At 63.4% G+C, this 22608-nt stretch carries 17 protein-coding genes and 1 pseudogene; 11 read left to right on the forward strand and 7 right to left on the reverse strand.

The features are described from left to right. Positions 1-494 precede the first annotated feature (494 nt). Positions 495-1586: a D-alanine--D-alanine ligase gene (gene ddlA, locus AC0SZ7_RS31120; protein WP_475507916.1), complete on the reverse strand. Its 1092-nt coding sequence runs from the start codon at positions 1584-1586 to the stop codon at positions 495-497. Between the two features lie 142 nt (positions 1587-1728). On the opposite strand from ddlA, the gene hemB reads away from it, so the two are divergent. Both hemB and AC0SZ7_RS31130 read left to right on the forward strand, forming a co-directional pair. After that, a complete protein-coding gene (gene hemB, locus AC0SZ7_RS31125) occupies positions 1729-2700 on the forward strand; it encodes a porphobilinogen synthase (RefSeq protein WP_475507917.1) in 972 nt (323 codons plus the stop codon). 183 nt (positions 2701-2883) lie between these two features. Then, positions 2884-3795, forward strand: a complete 912-nt coding sequence (locus AC0SZ7_RS31130) for a LysR family transcriptional regulator (protein ID WP_475507918.1) — start codon at positions 2884-2886, stop codon at positions 3793-3795. 2 nt (positions 3796-3797) lie between these two features. Here AC0SZ7_RS31130 and AC0SZ7_RS31135 read toward each other — a convergent pair whose 3' ends face one another. Continuing rightward, a complete protein-coding gene (locus AC0SZ7_RS31135) occupies positions 3798-3935 on the reverse strand; it encodes a hypothetical protein (RefSeq protein WP_416424436.1) in 138 nt (45 codons plus the stop codon). A gap of 270 nt (positions 3936-4205) precedes the next feature. Between AC0SZ7_RS31135 and AC0SZ7_RS31140 the strand changes: the two genes are divergently transcribed. Then, on the forward strand, positions 4206-5486 hold the full coding sequence (locus AC0SZ7_RS31140) for a chloride channel protein (protein ID WP_475507919.1): 1281 nt from the start codon (positions 4206-4208) through the stop codon (positions 5484-5486). Here AC0SZ7_RS31140 and AC0SZ7_RS31145 read toward each other — a convergent pair whose 3' ends face one another. Continuing rightward, positions 5487-5765 (reverse strand): DUF2790 domain-containing protein, encoded by a 279-nt coding sequence (locus AC0SZ7_RS31145; protein ID WP_475507920.1) that lies wholly within the window; start codon positions 5763-5765, stop codon positions 5487-5489. 138 nt (positions 5766-5903) lie between these two features. Further along, complete coding sequence (locus AC0SZ7_RS31150; RefSeq protein ID WP_475507921.1) at positions 5904-6359, reverse strand: hypothetical protein; 456 nt, start codon at positions 6357-6359, stop codon at positions 5904-5906. A gap of 747 nt (positions 6360-7106) precedes the next feature. Here AC0SZ7_RS31150 and AC0SZ7_RS31155 point away from each other — a divergent pair. From AC0SZ7_RS31155 to fdhE, 8 genes are all read left to right on the forward strand, one after another. Further along, positions 7107-7583, forward strand: a complete 477-nt coding sequence (locus tag AC0SZ7_RS31155; protein ID WP_475507922.1) for a BRO-N domain-containing protein — start codon at positions 7107-7109, stop codon at positions 7581-7583. A 235-nt stretch (positions 7584-7818) separates the two neighbouring features. Then, the gene (locus AC0SZ7_RS31160) at positions 7819-10608 is read left to right on the forward strand and encodes an Ig-like domain-containing protein (RefSeq protein WP_475507923.1); all 2790 of its coding nucleotides are present in this window, start codon (positions 7819-7821) and stop codon (positions 10606-10608) included. 359 nt (positions 10609-10967) lie between these two features. Then, complete coding sequence (locus tag AC0SZ7_RS31165) at positions 10968-13289, forward strand: hypothetical protein (protein WP_475507924.1); 2322 nt, start codon at positions 10968-10970, stop codon at positions 13287-13289. A 661-nt stretch (positions 13290-13950) separates the two neighbouring features. Then, complete coding sequence (locus AC0SZ7_RS31170; RefSeq protein ID WP_475507925.1) at positions 13951-14427, forward strand: BRO-N domain-containing protein; 477 nt, start codon at positions 13951-13953, stop codon at positions 14425-14427. Between the two features lie 72 nt (positions 14428-14499). Further along, entirely contained in the window at positions 14500-17565 is a 3066-nt protein-coding gene (fdnG, locus tag AC0SZ7_RS31175) for a formate dehydrogenase-N subunit alpha (protein WP_475507926.1), read from the forward strand. Further along, the gene (gene fdxH, locus AC0SZ7_RS31180; protein WP_475507927.1) at positions 17566-18501 is read left to right on the forward strand and encodes a formate dehydrogenase subunit beta; all 936 of its coding nucleotides are present in this window, start codon (positions 17566-17568) and stop codon (positions 18499-18501) included. It abuts the gene before it with no gap. After that, positions 18498-19151, forward strand: a complete 654-nt coding sequence (locus AC0SZ7_RS31185; protein WP_475507928.1) for a formate dehydrogenase subunit gamma — start codon at positions 18498-18500, stop codon at positions 19149-19151. Before fdxH ends, AC0SZ7_RS31185 begins: the two co-directional genes overlap by 4 nt. After that, positions 19148-20074, forward strand: coding sequence for a formate dehydrogenase accessory protein FdhE (fdhE, locus tag AC0SZ7_RS31190; RefSeq protein ID WP_475507929.1), 927 nt, complete (start codon positions 19148-19150; stop codon positions 20072-20074). Before AC0SZ7_RS31185 ends, fdhE begins: the two co-directional genes overlap by 4 nt. A 388-nt stretch (positions 20075-20462) precedes the next feature. Here fdhE and AC0SZ7_RS31195 read toward each other — a convergent pair whose 3' ends face one another. The 3 genes and pseudogenes from AC0SZ7_RS31195 to AC0SZ7_RS31205 all read right to left on the reverse strand — a co-directional run. Beyond that, positions 20463-21278: a class I SAM-dependent methyltransferase gene (locus tag AC0SZ7_RS31195; protein ID WP_475507930.1), complete on the reverse strand. Its 816-nt coding sequence runs from the start codon at positions 21276-21278 to the stop codon at positions 20463-20465. Between the two features lie 21 nt (positions 21279-21299). Then, positions 21300-22268, reverse strand: coding sequence for a crotonase/enoyl-CoA hydratase family protein (locus tag AC0SZ7_RS31200; RefSeq protein ID WP_475507931.1), 969 nt, complete (start codon positions 22266-22268; stop codon positions 21300-21302). 118 nt (positions 22269-22386) lie between these two features. After that, positions 22387-22608: pseudogene (locus AC0SZ7_RS31205) on the reverse strand (IS110 family transposase); the annotation flags it as partial.

Raw genomic sequence — 22608 nt, forward strand, 5'->3', positions numbered from 1 at the left:
CGATGGCCGCGACGCTGATTGCATGGCAGGTTCATTTGCGGTGGCTGCATCGCGACCAAGGTCGGCTCCTACCACGGTTGGCGGTAGGAGCCGGCCTTGGTCGCGATGGCCGCGACGCCGGTCGGATGGCAGGTTCATTCGCGGTGGCTGCATCGCGACCAAGGTCGGCTCCTACCCCGGTCGGCGGTAGGAGCCGGCCTTGGCCGCGATGGCCGCGACGCTGGTCGCATGGCAGGTTCAGTCGCGGCGGCTGCATCGCGACCAAGGTCGGCTCCTACCACGGTGGGCGGTAGGAGCCGGCCTTGGCCGCGATGGCCGCGATGCTGATCGCATGGCAGGTTCATTTGCGGTGTATGTATCGCGACCAAGGTCGGCTCCTACCACGGTGGGCGGTAGGAGCCGGCCTTGGCCGCGATGGCCACGACGCCGGTCGCATGGCAGGTTCATTTGCGGTGTGTGCATCGCGACCAAGGCGGATGGCCGCCCCGTGGCTCCTACCGGCTCGATTTCAACCCACTGCGCCGCCCATGCCGCTCCAAGGCCAATTCAATCAACCGGCTCACCAGCTCCGTATACGTCATGCCCGCCGCCAGCCACAGCTGCGGGTACATGCTGATGCGGGTAAAGCCGGGCAGGGTGTTGAGCTCGTTGATGATCACCTCGCCGCTGTCGGTCAGGAACACGTCCACCCGCGCCAGCCCGCTGCAGCCCAACACCTGGAACGCTTCCACGGCCAGTTCGCGGATGCGCTCGCTGGCAGCGGCGGGAATATCCGCCGGCACCAGCACCTGCGCCGCGTCGCCGTCTATGTACTTGCTGTCGTAGGAATAGAAGCCGCCCTTGACCACGATCTCGCCGCAGCCGCTGGCCAGCGGCTCATCGTTGCCCAGCACCGCGCATTCTATTTCGCGGCCCTTGACCGCGGCCTCCACCAGCACCTTCTCATCAAAGGCCAGGGCCAGTTCCACGGCCTGCCAGTAACCGGCTTCGTCCTCGACCTTGCTCACGCCCACCGACGAGCCCAGGTTCGCCGGCTTGACGAACAGCGGCAGCCCCAGCTCGGCCTGCACCTGGGCGAAGGTACGGCGGCGGGCGGTGGCGCGGTTGAGGCTGATGAAGGGGGTGATGGCCAGCCCGGCGTCGCGCAGCAGCCGCTTGCTGACGTCCTTGTCCATGCACACCGCCGAGCCCAGCACGTCCGAGCCCACGAAGGGCAGGTCGGCCATGCGCAGCAGCCCCTGCAGGCAGCCGTCCTCGCCCTGGGTGCCGTGCACCACCGGGAAGATCACGTCGATGTGCGCCAAGGGCGAGGCGCCGGTTTCCACCAGCTGGTGCTGGGCCTTGCCGGGCACCAAAGCCAGCTCGCGGTTGGAGCGGTTGAGGGCGATCAGCGCCGGGTCTTCCTGGTTCAGCAGGTAGTTGGACGCATCGTTGAGGTGCCACTGGCCGTCCTTGTCGATGCCGATCAGCACCGGTTCGAAGCGTTCGCGGTCCAGCGCCTCGACGATGTTGCGTGCCGACTGCAGCGACACTTCATGCTCGGCCGAACGGCCCCCGAAAATCACCCCTACGCGCAGCTTGGCCATGATGGTTCCCTTGATGAATGCGAAGCCCTGGAAGGCACTGTTACAATAGCTGCAAGAATGCATTGTCAAAGCCGATTTGTCCTGAACGCCGGACAGGCATAATCTGACGCACTGAATTGTCATCTTCAACACAGGATTTCCGATGTCCCAGTTCCCTATCGCTCGTCCACGGCGCCTGCGGCGTTCCGAGAACCTCCGTTCGCTGTTCCAGGAAACCGAGTTCAGCCTGGACGACCTGGTGCTGCCGATTTTCGTCGAGGAAGAAATCGATGACTTCGTGCCCATCACCAGCATGCCCGGCGTGGCGCGCATCCCCGAATCGAAACTGGCCGGCGAGATCGAGCGCTACGCCCGTGCCGGCATCAAGTCGGTGATGACCTTCGGCGTGTCGCACAAGCTGGACGCCGACGGCAGTGACACCTGGCAAGAGAACGGCCTGGTGTCGCGCATCGCGCGCATCTGCAAGGACACCGTGCCGGAAATGATCGTGATGGCCGACACCTGCTTCTGCGAGTACACCTCCCACGGCCACTGCGGCGTGCTGTGCGACCACGGCGTGGACAACGACGCCACCCTGCGCAACCTGGGCAAGCAGGCCGTTGCCGCCGCGCGCGCCGGTGCCGACTTCATCTCGCCGTCGGCAGCCATGGACGGGCAGGTGCAGGCCATCCGCAGCGCCCTGGACGCGGCAGGCTTCATCGACACCTCGATCATGGCCTATTCCACCAAGTTCGCCTCGGCCCTGTACGGCCCGTTCCGCGAAGCCGGCGGCTCGGCGCTCAAGGGTGACCGCAAGGCCTACCAGATGAACCCGATGAACCGCCGCGAAGCCGTGCGCGAATCGCTGATGGACGAGCACGAAGGCGCTGACGCCATCATGGTCAAGCCGGCCGGTGCGTACCTGGACATCATCCGCGACATTCGCGAAGCCTCGCGCCTGCCGCTGACCGCCTACCAGGTGAGTGGCGAATACGCCATGATCAAGTTCGGTGCCCAGGCCGGTGCCATCGACGAAGCCCGCGTGGTGCGTGAAAGCCTGGGCGCCATCAAGCGCGCCGGTGCCGACCTGATCTTCACCTACTTCGCCATGGACATCGCCCGCGACGGCATCTGATTGTCGAGGTGACTGCTTCCCGGGCTTCGCCCGGTCCTACAGGGTTCAACCTGTGGGACCGGGCGAAGCCCGGGAAGGGCCAGCACAATTTTTCGTTCCGGGCGAATAGCCTTTTCATCCTGCGGAATAATCATTCCGCATCTGTGTGTGACAATTGCAGCTTCACCATCCAAGAGGCATTCGATGGACACTCTGCAAAACATGCGCACCTTCGTCTGCGTCGCCGAGGCTGGCAGTTTCAGCCATGCCGCCAAACAACTGAACGTGGCCGTGGCCACCGTCTCGCGCAGCGTCGCCGCGCTGGAGACGCACCTGCGCGCCCGGCTGCTGAACCGCAGCACCCGCCACGTCGCCCTCACCGAAGTGGGCCAGCGCTACCTGGCCCGCTGCGAACAGATCATCGCCCACGTCGACGAAGCCGAAGTGGAAGCCGGTGACACCCAGCTGCGCCCCAGCGGCCGCCTGCGCGTGCATTCGATGATGGGCGTGGGCCGCCACTACGTGGTGCCGGCCATTGCCGACTACCGCCAGCAATACCCCGACGTCAGCTTCGAGCTGACCATGGCCAACCGCATGCCGGACCTGATAGAGGAGGGCATAGACGTCGCCATCGTGCTGGCCCCGCAACTGCCCGACTCGGGCTACGTCAGCCAGCGCATCGGCCAGTCCTACAGCGTGCTGTGTGCCTCCCCTGGTTACATCGCCCGCCATGGCGCGCCGGCCACGCCCCAGGCGTTGCAGGGCCACGAATGCCTGCGGCTGGTGAACCCCAGCAGCGCTTCCAACCAGTGGGAGTTTCATGGCGATGAGGACGTGCAGCGCATCAACCTGGGGCCGTCGGCTTTCCAGGTGAACATGGGCGACGCCATGATCGAGGCGATAGAGTCAGGGATGGGCATAGGCTCGCTGCCGGTGTTCTCGGCGCAGAAAGGCATCGACAGTGGCAGCCTGGTGCGGCTGTTGCCGCAGTATCGCTTGCAGTGCCTGAACGTCTATGCGGTGTACACCAACCGGCGCTACCTGGATGCCAAGATCAAAGTGCTGATCAGCCATCTGCGGGCGGTATTGCCGGGTGGGCAGGCGTCGTTGCAGTAGGGTCAGTCTTGCGCGCGGGTGTGCTGCGAAGCCACCAGCGCCCGGCGACGGGCCTGACCGCGGCGGTACTCGCGGCGATGATCGACGGCAATGCCGCACGAAATCAACAGCAGCAGTGCGTAGGCGACGAGACGAAGCATGAGGCGTTCCTTACAGGTTCTTTCAATCCGGCGCTACTCTACCAACGGCTAGGGTGCGACGCTAGGTCGCAGGTCGTAAGTCTGTTTTCCAAATCAGGTAACAATCGCCCCCGCCGCGTTCCCGTAGCAGCTGCCGCAGGCTGCGTCCAGGCCCTGACGCCGGCCAACGGACAACCTATACCGCCCAGCTCCCAATAACCGCCCCAGCCGTAGGCGCCCACCACCGTGCCCGCTACCATCAACGGCATCCCTACACGGCTGGAGCCCTGCATGTCGTTGCCTGAAACACCCCTGGCCACCCGGTCTCCCGTGCGCGCCACCACCGCGCTGGTCTTCGTGGTGCTGCTCACCGGCCTCGGTGCCGGCCTGGGCGGCATGCTGCTGGCGTTGCTGTTGCACGGCATCCAGCACCTGGCCTACGGCTACAGCCAGGACCACCTGGTAGGCCATGAAAGCTTTCTGTTTGGCGTAACCGCCGCCGCGCCCGAGCGCCGGGTGGCCGCCCTGGCGCTGTGCGGCCTGGTCGCCGGGCTGGGCTGGTACCTGCTGTACCGCTTTGGCAAACCCCTGGTCAGCATCAAGCAAGCGGTCAGCAACGCCGAGGCGCGCATGCCCGCCAAGGCCACCCTGGCCCACGTGCTGCTGCAAATCGTCACCGTGGCCCTGGGCTCGCCGCTTGGCCGCGAAGTGGCGCCGCGCGAACTGGGCTCGCTGATTGCCGACCGTCTCGCGCGCTGGAGCGGCCTGGACAGCGACACCCGCCGGCTGATGATCGCCTGCGGCGCTGGCGCGGGGTTGGCGGCGGTGTACAACGTGCCGTTGGGCGGTGCGGTGTTTGTGCTGGAAGTGTTGTTGGCAAAATTCGCCTGGCGGGAGGCAATCATCGCCTTGGCCACCTCGGCCATCGGCGCGTCGGTGGCCTGGCTGGGGCTGGGTGCGGAAGCGCAGTACACGGTGCCGGCGTTCGTTGTCAGCCCTGGCTTGATCACTTGGGCCGTGCTGTGCGGGCCGTTGTTCGGCCTGGCGGCTTACGGTTTCACGCGTTTGACCGGTGCCGCTCGCGGGCGCGCCGCGCGCGGCTGGCAACTGCCGGTGCTGTCGCTGGTCAACTTCACCCTGATCGGCTGCCTGGCCATCTACCTGCCGCAGGTGCTGGGCAACGGCAAGGGGCCGGCGCAATTGGGCTTCGATGACCAACTCACCATCGGCCTGGCGGCGGTATTGTTGCTGGCCAAACTGGTGGTCACCAGCAGCAGCCTGCGTGCGGGTGCCGAAGGTGGGCTGTTGACCCCAGCCTTGGCGTGCGGCGCCTTGCTGGCAGTGATGCTGGGCGGCGGCTGGAACCTGCTGTGGCCCGGCGTGCCCCTGGGCGCGTTCGCCATCGTTGGCGCCGCCGCATTCCTGTCGTCATCCATGAGCATGCCGCTCACGGCCATCGTGCTGGTGGTGGAGTTCACCCGCATCGAGCACGACTTCCTGGTGCCGATCATTTTGGCGGTGGTGGGCTCGGTGTGTGTCAGCCGGCTGTGTGCACGGCTGGCGGCGCGCTGATCAGCCCTTGTCGCAACTATCGCCCAGGCGGGTGTAGTTCAGTTCGTGCTGCACGCCCTTGCTGTCGATGTAAGTCATGTGGCCCTGCACCGGGCCACACTGGTTGCCAGGCGCGGTGTTCATGCGCACCACCTTGGCAATGTCCAGGTCCTGGGAGTAGTCATAGCTGTCGCTGGCCTGGGTTTGCACGGCGGCCTGCACCGGCGCCGCCTCGGCGGCGTGGGTGAAGGAGCTGAAAGCGGCCAGTACGGACAGTGCGAGTGCGATCAGGTATTTCATGTGGGGGCCCTCCATTCGGGTATGGCGCCATTTTACGAAGGCGCCATGCCCGGGTTGAAATGGAGGGTGTCGATAGCGGGCATCAGTGGAAGTGATGAAGACGGTTCAGCACAGCAGATGCCATCCGATGTGCATGCCTCAGGGCTTGCTTTGCGCCGATTTTTCCAACAGCCGCTTGCGCGCTGCCTCGGTGGGCTCCCGTCGTTCTAACGGTGTTTGCATTAAATTAAAACTTCCCGTAATTACTTTGCGGTTCTTGAGCGTGAAGTTGAATTCTGCGGTACTGGCTTGGTCTGCTTCAATCACGTACCTGATTTCGCCGTTTGCTACAAAAGACCAGCGCACACCTCCATTGTCAAACCAGCTATAAACAATCGTATCTTCCGGGATTTGAGCGGTGCCTGAGAAGTCGCCGTATGGAGCGGGAATATCGAAGATAAACTCCCCCGGTACCGCCTTGGTGGGATAGGGGCTGCGCACGTGCCATAAATTTTCGCTATGCCACCACGCCCCGGTAGTGGTATGCGCCGGCCCACCCGTGTCGGTCCATTGAATGGTGCCTAGATCCGCTTTGGAATGTGCTTTCTTAGACATGACAGTTTCCCTTTCAACATGAAGTAGGCATGCGGAATGCAATACCTGCTTCATTTTGAAGTCATCCAGAGTGGGTGTAACCTGTCAGAAGTTACAGGCAGCCAATACTTTCATTTCATGCGTGCTTGTAGCTTTCTTGGCAGCGCCTTCCTATACGGCGATAACGGCGGTCCGTTCTTACCTCATCGCTCAATCGCCTCCGGGAAACTGTCGTTTCTAGGCAGGGGGGGATTTTGTGAGCAGTAAGACTAACTATTCAGAAATGGGTCCGTGGCAAGTATTTTTTTGCAGCGATTACTGATATTGCTACGAATTTGCTCAACAGCCAGCCAATTAGAGGGGGCGCCGAACTTCATCGCCTGGCGCAACTGCTAACTTCGTAGCAGCTGCCGCAGGCTGCGTCCGGACCCAACGCGTAGCCAACTGTTAAACCGCTGACGCAGCCTTCGGCAGCTGCTACGCCGGGCTCGACACAACCCTTAACACTCCTTTGATTGCCACTCACCGGGTGCAGCCTTACCCTGCGCACCGTCTCCGAAGCCTCGGGGATCAGGTTTGACGACCTGCATGGCACACCGCAGCACCATACCGCTTGTTTCAGGCATCAACGCCTGAGATAAGTGCTATGGCAGCTGCGTGTGGGAGGCCTTCGGGCCTGCCGGTGCCACCGGTTCGTCAACCTGCACGCAGCTGCCACCCCAACACTCAACAACCGTGGCAGCCCTTCACCTGCAAGGAGCTTTCGCCATGGACGCCTTCGTCGCCACCACATTCTTCCGCCATAAAATCCCGCTGCGCGCCCTGATGATCGAAGGCCACCCCTGGCTGTGCCTGCGCGACCTGGGCCGGTTGATGGGGGTGCATTTGATCGAACGGCGCATCCGCAGCCTCGACGACGACCAGCACCGGGAAACCTGGATCAAGGCCGACGGCCACTGGGCCAGGCACCTGCTGGTGAGCGAAAGCGGCGCGCTGGCCTTGATCCTGCACGGCCAAATGCCGGAAAACCGTGCGCTGCGCCAGTGGTTGACCATGGACGTAGTCCCCAAGCTGCGCCAGGGCGGCCCGGGCACGCTGCCGGCGATGTCGGCCATGTGCACGCAGGCAGGCGAGGTGAAGGTGTTGTATTGGCAGGATGAGGCGTGGGTGCAGTTGAAGGACATGCCCGCGGTGCTGACGCGCAGCCAGCCGGCGAGAGGGCAGTGGTGGCGGGTGTGGGGGTAGGAGCCAACCTTGGCCGCGATGCAGACAAAGCGATCGGCGGCTAGGTTACGCGCCCCTGTAGCAGCGGCCGAAGGCCGCGTCCGGGGCCCTGCGGTCCACCTGTTACACCGCTGACGCAGCCTTCGGCAGCTGCTACGGGATCGGGTTGTCAGCTGCACCTGTCAGTTCTTACAGTTGTGCGCCACCCACCATAAGCGCCCAATCATCGCTCCAGCCATTCGCGGAGCTTCAGCTTATGTCCCTCAATCCATTGCTACAAAAAAACCTGCCCTTGATCCACCCCATCATCCCCGGCCAGCCGACCGTGGTCGGCACAGCCCTGCTTGTTGCCGCCAATAGTCCCCGGGCAGTGCCCGACTTGCGGATTCCCGCCTCGGTCGACATCAGTGCCACCCTGGGCGGCATCGGCGTGGGCCTGGTCAACTCGATCACCGGCTTGCACGTGGTGGTCGACCCCTACGTCAACATGAACAGCAATGATGAAATCAGGGTGTTTTTCGACAACGTCCAGGTGCACATCGACACCGTGGCCATTCCCAATATCGCTGTCGACCTGCACATCCCCTACGGCGCGTTCACGCCGGGTACCGACCAGACCGTCTCCATCCACTACACCGTGACCCGTGTCGCGGGCGCCCCGGAAGCTTCGGTGCCCCGCCTTTATCGCATCAAGCTCACCCGCCCCGGCGGCGTCGACCCCAGTCCTGACCCGCAACACCAGAACCTGCTGGCTCCCGTGTTGCCGGCGCACATCATTGCCGACGGCGTCAGCGAGGCGGACGCCCAGGCGGGCTTCAAGGCCACCATCAGGCCATACCCCTACATGGCCAGCTACGACATCATCGATCTGCGCTGGAACGGTTTTGCACTACCGCCTCGGACGGTGCTCCCAAGCGAGGTGGGAACCAGCATCGATATCGACATCACCGCCGCGGTCATCGCGCTGGGTGGCGATGGTCTGGATTTGATGGTGTTTTACCGGGTGTATGACCAGGTCAACAACGTCTCGGAGGACAGCGTGGGCCAACCGTGGTCGGTGATTACGCTGGTGTACGTGCACGCCAACCCCAATGCACTGCCAGTGCCAGAGGTACCGGAAGCCCCCAATGACGTGTTGCGGCTGGAGCAGTTGGGCACCAATGACGTGCACGTGTACGTGTATCCCTACCCGCCAGCCTTTGTGCGGGGCGACCAGGTAACGGCTCGCTGGCAGGGGCAAACCTCGACGGGCCAGCCGGAGGCATTCGAACAGACCTTGACGGTCGGGAACGTGCCGGGATTGTTGGTATTCACGGTACCCAACGCCAAGGCGGTGGCCCTTGGCGGGGGCCATGTGGATGTTTCGTATCTGCTGCAGGATGCGGCAGGGGCCGCGCCGGCCAAACCGTCCAAGTACCTGCGCATCGATGTCATCGGCCAGGCGGTTGGCGAGCCGTGGCCGGCGCCGCAGGTGCGCGATGCGACGGGGGCGTCGGTGACCACGTTGAGCCCGATCAAGCCGGGTACGAGCAATGAGGAAAACACCGCCACGCTGACGGTGACCGATGCGCGCCTCAAGGTGGGCAATGTGCTGGCCGGATTGTGGACGGTGGCCGGCGCACAAGCCTCGTATGTGCCATGGGTGACGGTGACCACCGATGGGTTCGTGCAGGCGCCAGTGCCGCGCGAGTTTATTGCGGCGGCGCTGGGCAAGCAGGTGGTGGTGGACTATGTGGTGTTTCGTGATGGCGGCGGGGAGGCGATTGGTACTTCTGTGCCGATGACGTTGATGGTGCTGGCGATTGCGCAGGGGGCGTTGCCGCGGCCGGATATCACGGAAGCGGGGGGCACGGATGAGCTGGATGTATCGGCGCTGACGGCAGATGCCACGGCTACGGTAGGGGCTTGGCCGTTTATTGATACGTCGCAGCGGTATTGGCTAGAGGCCCGAGGGACGTTGGCGGATGGAAGTGCCACGGTTATTACGTTGGCCGATAACCTGCAGGTGCCGAGCGTGAGTGGAGTGGTGCAACCAGTTCCTCTGGCCCGACTGCAAACCTTGAAAGATGGCAGTAGTCTGAAACTGGAGGTGCGTGTTGCGATAGGGGGGGATCAACTGTCAAACTTTCCAACCCGTGAGTACGTTGTTCGTACACTGCTGGACTTGCGTCCATCAATCACTGACCTTAGGGATTCAAGAGGCAGCGTTCCTCACGGCCAGAGCACCACTGATTCGAACGTCACTTTAGTTGGTACGGCTTCGCCGGGCAGGCAGGTGCAAATTTTGAACAATAGTGTTCCTGGTGCAACTGTTAATGTCGATGCGAACGGAAACTGGAACTCAACTGTATCCTCTCTCAGTATAGGATGGCACGTATTTGAGGCTAAAGCGCTGTATGGGGTCGGGCAGGTATCGATAAATCGGGAGGTGACTCGGGTGGCGGCGTTGAGCATTGACAGTAGCACCGCTATGATTAGTGGAATGCACCTTTACTTGGATGCCAATTATTCTCCGCCGTGGAGAAGAACGTCCTACACGCCGGAGGGTACAACTCTAGTGCGTCAGGCAACTGGTGGCATCGGCAATATCATTTACTCATCTGCGGATTCCCGGATTGCCGAAGTTAATGCAAGTACTGGGCTGGTTACAAGTGTTGCAAATGGCCAGACGACGATTGTTGCTAGAGATGCAACTGGTGCCCAAGTCAGTTATCCAGTTAGGTGTTCTAGGGTGTACTCAATAATCGTGCACCCGCCTGGGCAAACCTTTACGTATAATGAGGCTCGCGCATGGGTACTCTCTGATCCGCGCAATAGTGTGTTCGACCCCTACCAAACAAGCTTTGGTCATGAGATGTTTAACTGTTTACATTATTCATTTGTAGGGGTGGGAGAAGCTCGACACCACACTGGGGCCTATCTTGCTTCTAATCCATACGAAACAAGTATTTGGTGGGCGCGACCTGGGCTGCCGGTCGATTATCTTGGTCCCGTGTCAATGGAGGAGAGGCATGGGGCCTCTGGGTATAGACCGAAACTTCCTTAAATGATTTGTGAAGGGGCGGCGCTTAGTCTATTTCCTGCCTGACACCCCCCGGGCTGTTGGCTTGGCATCTACTTACTTTTGAAATGTTAGAGGCACTCAGTCCTCCCTTCCTCGAGTATGCCACTTACCGACGGCGCAACCATCATGGTGGGAGCGGGCTCTGCCCGCGAACAATACACCGCCGTCAGGCTGAGCTGCGCGGTGTGGCTTTCGCGGGCAGAGCATCCCCCAGGACGTAGTCGCAGCCGGCAGGCCATTGCGCTGGCAATGGCCACCGGCCATCTGTCAGTTCTTACAGTTGTGCGCCACCCACCATAAGCGCCCAATCATCGCTCCAGCCATTCGCGGAGCTTCAGCTTATGCCCCTCAACCCGCTGCTACAAAAAAACCTGCCCTTGATCCACCCCATCATCCCTGGCCAACCGACCGTGGTCGGCCCAGCCCTGCTTGTTGCCGCCAATAGCCCCCGGGCAGTGCCAGACTTGCGGATTCCCGCCTCGGTCGACATCAGTGCCACCCTGGGCGGCATCGGCGTGGGCCTGGTCAACTCGATCACCGGCTTGCACGTGGTGGTCGACCCCTACGTCAACATGAACAGCAATGATGAAATCAGGGTGTTTTTCGACAACGTCCAGGTGCACATCGACATCGTGGTCATTCCCAATATCGCTGTCGACCTGCACATCCCCTACGGCGCGTTCACGCCGGGTACCGACCAGACCGTCTCCATCCACTACACCGTGACCCGTGTCGCGGGCGCCCCGGAAGCTTCGGCGCCCCGCCTTTATCGCATCAAGCTCACCCGCCCCGGCGGCGTTGACCCCAGTCCTGACCCGCAACACCAGAACCTCCCGGCCCCCGTGTTGCCGGCGCACATCATTGCCGACGGCGTCAGCGAAGCGGACGCCCAGGCGGGCTTCAAGGTGACCATCAGGCCATACCCCTACATGGCCAGCTACGACATCATCGATCTGCGCTGGAACGGTTTTGCGCTGCCGCCTCGGACGGTGCTCCCAAGCGAGGTGGGAACCAGCATCGATATCGACATCACCGCCGCAGTCATCGCGCTGGGTGGCGATGGTCTGGATTTGATGGTGTTTTACCGGGTGTATGACCAGGTCAACAACGTCTCGGAGGACAGCGTGGGCCAACCGTGGTCGGTGATTACGCTGGTGTACGTGCACGCCAGCCCGAATGCACTGCCAGCGCCAGAGGTACCGCAAGCCCCCAATAACGTGCTGCGGCTTGAGCAGTTGGGCGCCAATGACGTGCTCGTGTACGTGTATCCCTACCCACCAGTCTTTGTGCGGGGCGACCAGGTAACGGTTCGCTGGCAGGGGCAAACCTCGACGGGCCAGCCGGAGGCATTCGAACAGACCTTGACGGTAGGGAACGTGCCGGGATTGTTGGTATTCACAGTGCCCAACGCCAAGGCGGCGGCCCTTGGCGGGGGCCATGTGGATGTTTCGTATCTGCTGCAGGATGCGGCAGGGGCCGCGCCGGCCAAGCCGTCCAAGTACCTGCGCATTGACGTCATCGGCCAGGCGGTTGGCGAGCCGTGGCCGGCGCCGCAGGTGCGCGATGCGACCGGGGCGTCGGTTACTACGCTGAACCCGATCAAACCGGGTACGAGCAATGAGGAAAACACCGCCACGCTGACGGTGACCGATACACGGCTCAAGGTGGGCAATGTGCTGGCCGGATTGTGGACGGTGGCCGGCGCACAAGCCTCGTATGTGCCATGGGTGACGGTGACCACCGATGGGCAGGCACAGGCGCCGGTGCCGCGCGAGTTTATTGCGGCGGCGCTGGGCAAGCAGGTGGTGGTGGACTATGTGGTGTTTCGTGATGGCGGCGGGGAGGCGATTGGTACTTCTGTGCCGATGACGTTGACGGTGTCGGCGATTGCGCAAAGTGCGTTGCCGTCCCCGCTGATTGCCGAGGCCAACGGCAACGATGAGTTGGACATCCCAAGCCTGGTAGGCGATGCGCACGTCACGGTTGGGCGCTGGCCGTTTATCGCGGCGGGGCAGCGGGCTTGGCTTACCCTGACGGGCCCAGGCCTGGACCTGAAGTTGCTTGAAGGGCACCAGGTGACGGCAGCAGAGGCTCAAAACGGATTGAGCTTAACGGTCGCGAAAGCACAGTTGGCTGGCTTGGCGGATAATGCCAGGATTACATTGGCCTTTAAGGTGACGTTTGATGGTGGCGTGTCGGAGGGGGCAGCACTCACGTTTCCGCTGAAGCAGTACACGGTAATAACCAGAAGCTACCTGGTGCGTGAGTTTTACGATTTTGAGGATCGTCAACCTTATGGATGGAGCGAATACCCCAGCAACGTGATGCAATACGGGGGATCTTACGTAATCGGTGACGTGTTCACCAGCGGATACGCAAACCCGTTAGGATTCGAAAAATCGTTCACCACATTGAAGCCAGGTGCGACCTATAGGGTCACGGCCAGAATTGCAGCCGTGCCATATTACGCCAATCGCGTTGCTACAGGGTGGCTGCGGTCGCGTGCCGGATCGTTCGCAAGTATTTCCGCTAGCGCCGGACTTGCATCGATAACGGGTACATTCATTGCACGCAGTCCGGACATAATCGGCATTGAGGCAACTAGCGGAGGATTTATAAAGAGCGTGTACGTTGACGATATCCTGATAGAGTTAATCGGCTAAACCCTTACTGAAGCGGATTGGCTTTTTGTCCAAGGCCGCGCCTTCAGCGCACGTCCTATAGCCGCAGCCGATAGGTTGCTGCTATAGGCTTTGAACACCTACTAACACTTCCTGCCCACGGTAACCCCCTTACACCCCACGGTTGCCAGCCACCGTGGGCCTCCTTACCCTAAGCAACTGTCTTGAAATGGCGTCGTCTGCATCGCGACTAAAGTCGGCTCCTACGCCGTCCGTCGTAGGAGCCGGCCTTGGCCGCGATGCAGGCGACGCGATAGACGATACACGGGGCCTCGTAGCAGCGGCCGCGAGGCCGCGTCCTGGGCGCCTCGGTCAGGCAGGCCCATCGCCGGACGCAGCCTTTGGCAGCTGCTACGGGGCTCGACACAACCCTTAACACTCCTTTGATTGCCACTCACCGGGTGCAGCCTTACCCTGCGCACCGTCTCCGAAGCCTCGGGGATCAGGTTTGACGACCTGCGCTAGCACACTGCAGCACCATACCGCTTGTTTCATGCAACGTTGCCTGAGATAAGTGTTATGGCAGCTGCGTGTGGGAGGCCTTCGGGCCTGCCGGCTCTAGCCCGGTTCGTCAACCTGCACGCAGCTGCCACCCCAACACTCGACAACCGTGGCAGCCCTTCACCTGCAAGGAGCTTTCGCCATGGACGCCTTCGTCGCCACCACCTTCTTCCGCCATAAAATCCCGCTGCGCGCCCTGATGATCGAAGGCCACCCCTGGCTGTGCCTGCGCGACCTGGGCCGGTTGATGGGCGTGCATTTGATCGAACGGCGCATCCGCAGCCTCGACGACGACCAGCACCGCGAAACCTGGATCAAGGCCGACGGCCAATGGGCCAGGCACCTGCTGGTGAGCGAAAGCGGCGCGCTGGCGTTGATCCTGCACTGCCAAATGCCGGAAAACCGCGCCCTGCGCCAGTGGTTGACCCTGGACGTAGTGCCCAAGCTGCGCCAGGGCGGCCCGGGCACGCTGCCGGCGATGTCGGCCATGTGCACGCAGGCAGGCGAGGTGAAGGTGTTGTATTGGCAGGATGAGGCGTGGGTGCAGTTGAAGGACATGCCTGCGGTGCTGACGCGCAGCCAGCCGGCGAAAGGGCAGTGGTGGCGGGTGTGGGGGTGACCGGCGGCAACGCCTCCCCCCATTTTCAGGTCTATCGTTAACCCTGACACCCCTCAAACCAGGAGTTGCACGATGGACCTCAACCGTCGTCAGTTCTTCAAGGTCGCCGGCATTGGCCTTGCCGGCGCCAGCATCGGCGAGCTGGGCATGGCGCCGGCGCCGGCGTTCGCCGAGCAGATTCGCCATTTCAAGCTGGCCCACACCAAAGAGACCCGCAACACCTGCCCGTATTGCTCGGTGGGCTGCGGGCTGATCATGTACAGCCAGGGCGACGCGGCGAAGAACGTTGCGCAAAACATCATCCATATCGAAGGCGACGCCGACCACCCGGTGAACCGCGGCACGCTGTGCCCCAAAGGCGCCGGTTTGCTGGACTTCATTCACAGCCCCGACCGCCTGCAATACCCGCAGGTGCGCAAGCCCGGCAGCCATGAATGGACGCGGGTGAGCTGGGACGAGGCGCTGGACCGCGTGGCGGCGCTGATGAAAGCCGACCGCGACGCCAACTTCGTCGAGAAGAACGACAAGGGCCAGACGGTGAACCGCTGGCTGACTACCGGTTTCCTCGCAGCGTCGGCTGCGTCCAACGAAGCAGGCTACCTGACCCACAAGGTGGTGCGCAGCCTGGGCATGCTGGGGTTCGACAACCAGGCGCGTGTCTGACACGGCCCGACGGTGGCAAGTCTTGCCCCGACGTACGGCCGCGGTGCCATGACCAACACATGGACCGACATAGGCAACGCCAACTTGATTCTGGTGATGGGCGGCAACGCGGCCGAGGCGCACCCGTGCGGGTTCAAATGGGTGACCGAGGCCAAAGCGCACAACCAGGCGCGGCTGATCGTGGTGGACCCACGCTTCACCCGCACCGCCTCGGTGGCTGATTATTACGCGCCGATTCGCACCGGCAGCGACATCGCCTTCATGGGCGGGCTGATCAACTTCCTGCTCAGCGAAGATAAAATCCAGCACGAATACGTGCGCAATTACACCGACGTGTCGTTTATCGTCAAGGCCGGTTTCGGCTTCGAGGACGGCCTGTTCACGGGCTACGACGCGGCCAAGCGCACCTACACCGACAAGTCCACCTGGGGCTACGAGCTGGGCGACGACGGCTTCGCCAAGGTCGACCCGACGCTGCAAGACCCGCGCTGCGTGTACCAGCTGATGAAGCAGCATTACAGCCGCTACACACTGGAGCTGGCCAGCCAGACCTGCGGCATGCCCATGGATGCCATGCGCAAGATCTGGGACGAGATCGCCACCTGCGCGGTGCCCGGCAAGACCATGACCATCCTCTACGCCCTGGGTTGGACCCAGCACTCCATCGGCTCGCAGATCATCCGCAGCGCGGCCATGGTGCAGCTGCTGCTGGGCAACGTCGGCATGCCCGGCGGCGGCGTCAATGCCCTGCGCGGGCACTCCAATATCCAGGGGTTGACCGACCTGGGGCTGCTGTCCAACTCGTTGCCGGGCTACCTCACCCTGGGGCTGGACGCCGAGCAGGACTACGACGCCTTCATCAGCAAGCGCACGCAGAAGCCGCTGCGGCCGGGGCAGTTGTCCTACTGGCAAAACTACGGCAAGTTCCACGTCAGCCTGATGAAGGCCTGGTACGGCGCCAACGCCACGGCCGACAACCACTGGGGCTACGACTGGCTGCCGAAGCTGGACATTCCCAACTACGACATCCTGAAAATGTTCGACCTGATGGGCCAGGGCAAGGTCAACGGCTACATCTGCCAGGGCTTCAACCCCATCGCCGCGCTGCCCGACAAGAACCGGGTGATGAAGGCTCTGGCCAAGCTGAAGTGGCTGGTGGTGATGGACCCGCTGGCCACCGAAACCTCGCAGTTCTGGGAGAAGGTGGGGCCGTTCAACGACGTTGATACGGGCGCCATCCAGACCGAAGTGATTCGCCTGCCCACTACCTGTTTCGCCGAGGAAGACGGCTCCCTGGTCAATAGCAGCCGCTGGCTGCAATGGCACTGGAAGGGCGCCGACGGGCCGGGCGAGGTGCGCACCGACGTGTCGATCATGAGTGCGCTGTACATGCGTTTGAAGGCGATGTATCAAGCCAACGGTGGTGCGTATGCCGAGCCGCTGCTGAAACTGGCGTGGCCGTACAAGATCCCCGACGAGCCCTCGCCCGAAGAGCTGGCCAAAGAGCTGAACGGTTCGGCAACCACCGACTTCACCGACGCCACCGGCGCGGCCGTGAAGGGCGGCAGCCAGCTGGCCGGTTTCGCCCAGCTCAAGGACGACGGCAGCACCGCCTCGGGCTGCTGGATTTTCTGCGGCAGCTGGACCGAGCAGGGCAACCAGATGGCCCGCCGCGACAACAGCGACCCCTACGGCATGAAGCAGCATTTGGGCTGGGCGTGGGCGTGGCCGATGAACCGGCGCATCCTTTACAACCGCGCCTCGGCCGACCCTGCGGGCAAGCCGTGGGATGAGAAAAAACGCCTGGTGTGGTGGAACGGCAAGAGCTGGGGCGGCACCGACGTGCCCGACTACAAGGCTGACGTGCCGCCGGAAGCGGGCATGAACCCGTTCATCATGAACCCCGAGGGCGTGGCGCGTTTCTTCGCCGTGGACAAGATGAACGAGGGGCCATTCCCCGAGCACTACGAGCCGTTCGAGACGCCCATCGGCATCAACCCGCTGCACCCTGGCAACAAGCAGGTGATCAGCAACCCGGCGGCGCGCATCTTCGACTCGGTGTGGGACTCGCTGGGCCAGGCCAAGGACTACCCGTATGCGGCCACCAGCTACCGGCTCACCGAGCATTTCCACTTCTGGAGCAAGCACTGCCGCCTCAACGCCATTGCCCAGCCCGAGCAGTTCGTGGAGATCGGCGAGGTGCTGGCGGGTGAGAAGGGCATTGCGGCCGGCGACCGCGTGCGCGTGAGTTGCAAGCGCGGCTTCATCGAGGCGGTGGCGGTGGTGACCAAGCGCATCCGGCCGCTGCAGGTGAACGGCCAGGTGGTGCACCACATCGGTATCCCGCTGCACTGGGGCTTCACCGGGGTGACGCGCCACGGTTTCCTCACCAACACCCTGGTGCCGTTCCTCGGCGATGGCAATTCCCAGACCCCGGAATCCAAGTCGTTCCTGGTCAACGTGGAGAAAATCTAGATGGCCATTCAAGACATTCTCGCGCAGTCGGCCACCACCACGCCGCCCTCGTCGGTGCGCCAGCTGGAAGAGGTGGCCAAGCTCATCGACACCACCAAGTGCATCGGCTGCAAGGCCTGCCAGGTGGCGTGCTCGGAGTGGAACGAGCTGCGCGACGAGGTGGGCCACAACCACGGCACCTACGACAACCCCATGGACCTCACGGCCGAAAGCTGGACGGTGATGCGCTTCACCGAGCACGAAAACACGGCCAGCGGCAACCTGGAGTGGCTGATCCGCAAGGACGGCTGCATGCACTGCGCCGACCCCGGCTGCCTGAAGGCCTGCCCCAGCCCCGGGGCCATCATCAAGCACGCCAACGGCATCGTCGACTTCAACCAGGACCACTGCATCGGCTGCGGCTATTGCATCACCGGCTGCCCGTTCAACATTCCGCGCATCTCGCAGAAGGACCACAAGGCCTACAAATGCACACTGTGCTCGGACCGCGTGGCGGTAGGGCTGGAGCCGGCCTGCGTGAAGACCTGCCCCACGGGCGCTATTGTCTTCGGCAGCAAGGCGGATATGAAGGAACACGCGGCCGAGCGCATCGTCGACCTGAAAAGCCGCGGCTTTGAACAGGCCGGCCTGTATGACCCGGACGGTGTCGGCGGCACCCACGTGATGTACGTGCTGCACCACGCCGACCAGCCCTCGCTGTACGCCGGCCTGCCCAACCAGCCCACTATCAGCCCGCTGGTGGGGCTGTGGAAGGGCGTGAGCAAACCCCTGGCGCTGTTGGCCATGGGCGCTGCGGTGCTGGCCGGGTTCTTCCACTACGTGCGCGTGGGCCCGCAGCTTACCGAGGAAGATGAGGAACCGCATGTCGACCCGGCCGTGCACCAGGTCGACCCGGCGGTGCACACCTACGACCCACGCGGGGAGGACCGGCCATGATGCCCAAGCAGATCCTGCGCTACACCGCCAACCAGCGCACCAACCACTGGCTGGTGGCGATCCTGTTCTTCATGGCCGGGCTGTCGGGCCTGGCGCTGTTCCACCCGGCGCTGTTCTGGCTCAGCAACCTGTTCGGCGGCGGGCCGTGGACGCGCATCCTGCACCCGTTCATGGGCGTGGCCATGTTCGTGCTGTTCATGGGCCTGGTGATTCGCTTCTGGCGGGCCAACTTTTTCATTCACAACGACAAGCTGTGGCTCAAGCGCATCGACCGGGTGATGCTCAACGAGGAGGAGGGTGTGCCACCCATCGGCAAGTACAACCCAGGGCAGAAGCTGCTGTTCTGGACCTTGCTGGCGTGCATGCTGGTGCTACTGTTGAGTGGCGTGGTGATCTGGCGGGTGTACTTCAGCCAGTGGTTCGGCATCACCAGCATTCGCCTGGCGGTGCTGGCCCATGCCGCTGCCGCCTTCGTGCTGGTGACCAGCATTATCGTGCACATCTACGCCGGTATCTGGATCAAGGGTTCGGTAGACGCCATGCTGCATGGCTGGGTCAGCCGGGCGTGGGCGCGCAAGCACCACGCGTTGTGGTACCGCGAGGTGACGGGCGACAAGGTCACCGATCATCCCCCCAGGAGCAAACCTTGAGCAGGACCCTCGAACCGCAACAGATAGCCGCGTCCAGCAGCGCGCCGCCGTTGTTCAGCCTGCCGCCGGAGGGGCTGTTCACCCACCGCGCGGCACGGCTGCACAGCCTGGCGGCCGGGCATGCGCTGGGCGAATACCTGCACCTGGCCGGCGACCTGTGCCAGGTGCAGCAAAGCCTGCTGGACCACCCACCGGCCGCGCCGACGCCTGCGCCCGAGCGCCTGCAGATGTGCCACCAGCACGGCCTGCCGCCGCTGGTGTTCGACAGCCTGGTGCGCGAAGGGGCCTGGCAGCCGTGGCTGGACGCGTTGCTGCTGCGCTATTCGCCGCCGGCGCAGCCTGCGGTACAGCAGGCACTGGCGCAGTTGCAGGCGGCCAGCGCCGACCAGCGCAAAGTGTGGGCGCTGGGTTTGTTGAGTGGGCAATACAGCGCGGTGCCTGCCGCCGTGGCGCCGTTCCTGGGCGCTTCCCTTCAGGCTGCCTGGAGCCATTGGCTGCTGGACATGCCTGGCATGGCCCTTACACCTGGCCCGCACCTGAACCAATGCCCGGCCTGCGGCTCGCCGGCCATGGCCGGGGTCGTCCGCCATCGCGGCGCGCACAACGGCCTGCGTTACCTGGTGTGCTCGCTGTGCGCGTGTGAATGGCACGCGGTGCGGGTCAAGTGCATCTACTGCGAACATAGCCAAGGCCTGCAGTACACCAGCCTTGCCACCGACCGCCATGCCCCCGGTGCAGCGCCGTTGCGCGCCGAAACCTGCCCGCACTGCCGCAGCTACCTGAAACTGCTGTACCTGGAACACGACGCCAGCGCCGAAGCGCTGTCGGCCGACCTTGCCAGCCTGCCACTGGACCTGCGCCTGGATGAAGAGGGTTACCAGCGCCAGGCGCCGAACCTGTTGCTGTCGCCTGGCAGCCCCTGACCCCCCGGTATTTCAACGACAACGCGGCGCGTTCGGACGCGGCCTGCGGCCGCTGCTACAGGTGCGGTGCGCGCAGGATTTCGCGTAGCAGCTGCCGAAGGCTGCGTCTGGCCCCCCGGTGTTCCGAGGGATACGCGGCGCGTTCGGACGCGGCCTGCGGCCGCTGCTACAGGTGCGGTGCGCACAGAATTTCGCGTAGCAGCTGCCGAAGGCTGCGTCTGGCCCCCCGGTGTTCCGAGGGATACACGGCGCGTTCGGACGCGGCCTGCGGCCGCTGCTACAGGTGCGGTGCGCGCAGGATTTCGCGTAGCAGCTGCCGAAGGCTGCGTCTGGCCCGCCAGTGTTTCAACGATAACGCGGCGCGTTCGGACGCGGCCTGCGGCCGCTGCTACGGCACGTGGGTCCAGGCGCAGATTTGCGTGGGGCCCAGCAGCTGCGCACGGGCCTGCACACAGTCCTTGCGCAAGCGGTGCTCCAAAGTGGCCACATCGGCATCCGCTTCACGCGTCACCCCAAGCCGCACCAGGTGGGGCATCACGCCACGAATGGCCTCCGCTGCCCAGCGATAGAACGGCGACTGCGCACCACCGCCCACCGGGCGCTCGCAGAACATCCCCGGCTGCGGCAGTCCAGCATCGGCAAAATGCTCGATCATATGCGCTGCTACATCGCAATACGGCACGCCAGCCCGCAGGGCGGCGACGAACCAACGGCCCACCTGGTACCACAGTGCAACATCGGGATGGGACTCAACGATCGGCTCCATGATCAGAATTTCATGAAAGCCAATCACGCCCCCCGGCCATAGAAATCCTGCCGCCTTGCGCAGGAACGCCACGGGATCGGCCTGGTGCACCATCACGTAACGGCCAATCACTGCATCAAATGGCTGGCCGCTGGTGAACTGCTCGATCTCGGCCGTCACAAAGCTTGCCTGCGTCAATCCCGCCAGCAGGGCGCGGTGGCGGGCCAGCGTTATGGCGTCGGCGCTGCGGTCAATGCCGATAACCGCCCCCTGGGCACCCACCCGTTGGCTGACCAACAGGGTCACATCGCCGGCACCGCAGCCAAGGTCCAGCACGCGCATGCCAGGCTCGATGCCCATCTGCTGGATCAGGCGCGTGGTGAACGGTTCCAGCACCTGCGCCTGAAACATCAGGCGCTCCAGCTCCTCGGCGGTATAGCCAAATACATAGTCCACCATGTTGATGCCTCCTTCGGCCGGTCACGGCTGGCGCGCCAGGCGCGTGCGTTGCAGTTGTACCAAGTGCTTCATGTGCGCCAGGTTCGCTGGCCGCAGGCGCAGCGCCGCGTCCACCCACTGGGCGGTAATGGCCAACAATTCCGCATGGCCAATGGGCTGGGCGGTCCCCCGCGCGGCATGTATAGCCGCAAGGCCGTTATGGTGCTCCCGGGTTTCCTCTACATAGGCGTGTACCGCTGCCTCGCCCGTGCCGGTGGGCACCACCCGGTCGACAATGCCCATGGCCAGGCAGGCCTGGGCCGAGTACTTGGCGCCGCTACTCATCATCGCTTCAGTGGCGCGCACGCCGATGCGCCGGCACAGCAGGCTGTAGCCGCCCATGCCGGGGAACAGGTTGAACAGAATTTCCGGAAAGCCGAAGGTGGCCTGTTCCTCGGCAATCAGCACATCGTTGGCCAGCGCCGCTTCCAGCCCACCGCCCAGCGCCGGGCCTTGCACTAACGCCAGGGTAATCAGCGCCGACGCCTCATAGTGCGAGATGCGTCGGTGCAGGATATCCACGCACTGAGTGGCGTATGCCAGCAGCATCCCGTGATCGTGCTGTTCGATGCAGTCGACGAAATGGGCCAGGTCGCCGCCCAGGCTGAAATAGCCCGGCGTTCGCGACGCCCAGGCATAGTAATCCACCGGCTGATGGGCACCGGTGCGCAGCGGGCCTTCGGCGGTGCCCAGCGATTGCTCGTGGGCCTGCACATCGTCCAGCAACTGTGGTGTGAAACTTGGCACGGCAAGCGGGGCGAAATACCCCCACAGCAAACGCCGGGTGGTGTCGTAGTGCGTGAGGTATTGCATGGCATGCCCTCGGTGTGGGATTAGCCATACCGTAGAGAAGCGCCGCCGAGGGCGATACTGGTAGGTTTGACAGGGGGCCACTGGCCAGCATCCACCTGGCGCGTAGCAGCAACTGTCTTGAAATGGCGTCGTCTGCATCGCGACTAAAGTCGGCTCCTACGCCGTACGTGGTAGGAGCCGGCCTTGGCCGCGATGCAGGCGACGCGGTCCATGGGGTATCCGCATTCGCGTCGCAGCAACTGTCTTGCCCAGTTAATTACGTCCGCCATGCTGTGCCCTCGCGCAGCATGGCGTTAAGCCGGATCAGCAGCACCCGCATGCACGCCACCAGCGCCACTTTTGCGCACTTGTCTTTATCGCGCAGCCCCTCGTAGCGCGCCTTGAACGAGGCGTCGTAGCGGATGACTGTCCAGCACGACATGTACAGCACTCGCCGCACCGCACTGCGCCCGCCGCAGATCTTGCGCTTGCCCTTGAA

It is taken from the genome of Pseudomonas sp. JC1203 (assembly GCF_056175065.1).

Excerpts from the sequence above, each read along its gene's own strand:
- AC0SZ7_RS31170 (WP_475507925.1), top strand. The coding sequence starts at position 13,951 with ATGGACGCCTTCGTCGCCACCACCTTCTTCCGCCATAAAATCCCGCTG.
- AC0SZ7_RS31155 (WP_475507922.1), top strand. The coding sequence starts at position 7,107 with ATGGACGCCTTCGTCGCCACCACATTCTTCCGCCATAAAATCCCGCTG.
- AC0SZ7_RS31145 (WP_475507920.1), bottom strand. The coding sequence starts at position 5,765 with ATGAAATACCTGATCGCACTCGCACTGTCCGTACTGGCCGCTTTCAGC.
- AC0SZ7_RS31150 (WP_475507921.1), bottom strand. The coding sequence starts at position 6,359 with ATGTCTAAGAAAGCACATTCCAAAGCGGATCTAGGCACCATTCAATGG.
- AC0SZ7_RS31130 (WP_475507918.1), top strand. The coding sequence starts at position 2,884 with ATGGACACTCTGCAAAACATGCGCACCTTCGTCTGCGTCGCCGAGGCT.
- AC0SZ7_RS31165 (WP_475507924.1), top strand. The coding sequence starts at position 10,968 with ATGCCCCTCAACCCGCTGCTACAAAAAAACCTGCCCTTGATCCACCCC.
- AC0SZ7_RS31140 (WP_475507919.1), top strand. The coding sequence starts at position 4,206 with ATGTCGTTGCCTGAAACACCCCTGGCCACCCGGTCTCCCGTGCGCGCC.
- AC0SZ7_RS31160 (WP_475507923.1), top strand. The coding sequence starts at position 7,819 with ATGTCCCTCAATCCATTGCTACAAAAAAACCTGCCCTTGATCCACCCC.
- AC0SZ7_RS31195 (WP_475507930.1), bottom strand. The coding sequence starts at position 21,278 with ATGGTGGACTATGTATTTGGCTATACCGCCGAGGAGCTGGAGCGCCTG.
- AC0SZ7_RS31135 (WP_416424436.1), bottom strand. The coding sequence starts at position 3,935 with ATGCTTCGTCTCGTCGCCTACGCACTGCTGCTGTTGATTTCGTGCGGC.
- AC0SZ7_RS31200 (WP_475507931.1), bottom strand. The coding sequence starts at position 22,268 with ATGCAGACGACGCCATTTCAAGACAGTTGCTGCTACGCGCCAGGTGGA.
- fdxH (WP_475507927.1), top strand. The coding sequence starts at position 17,566 with ATGGCCATTCAAGACATTCTCGCGCAGTCGGCCACCACCACGCCGCCC.
- ddlA (WP_475507916.1), bottom strand. The coding sequence starts at position 1,586 with ATGGCCAAGCTGCGCGTAGGGGTGATTTTCGGGGGCCGTTCGGCCGAG.
- hemB (WP_475507917.1), top strand. The coding sequence starts at position 1,729 with ATGTCCCAGTTCCCTATCGCTCGTCCACGGCGCCTGCGGCGTTCCGAG.
- AC0SZ7_RS31185 (WP_475507928.1), top strand. The coding sequence starts at position 18,498 with ATGATGCCCAAGCAGATCCTGCGCTACACCGCCAACCAGCGCACCAAC.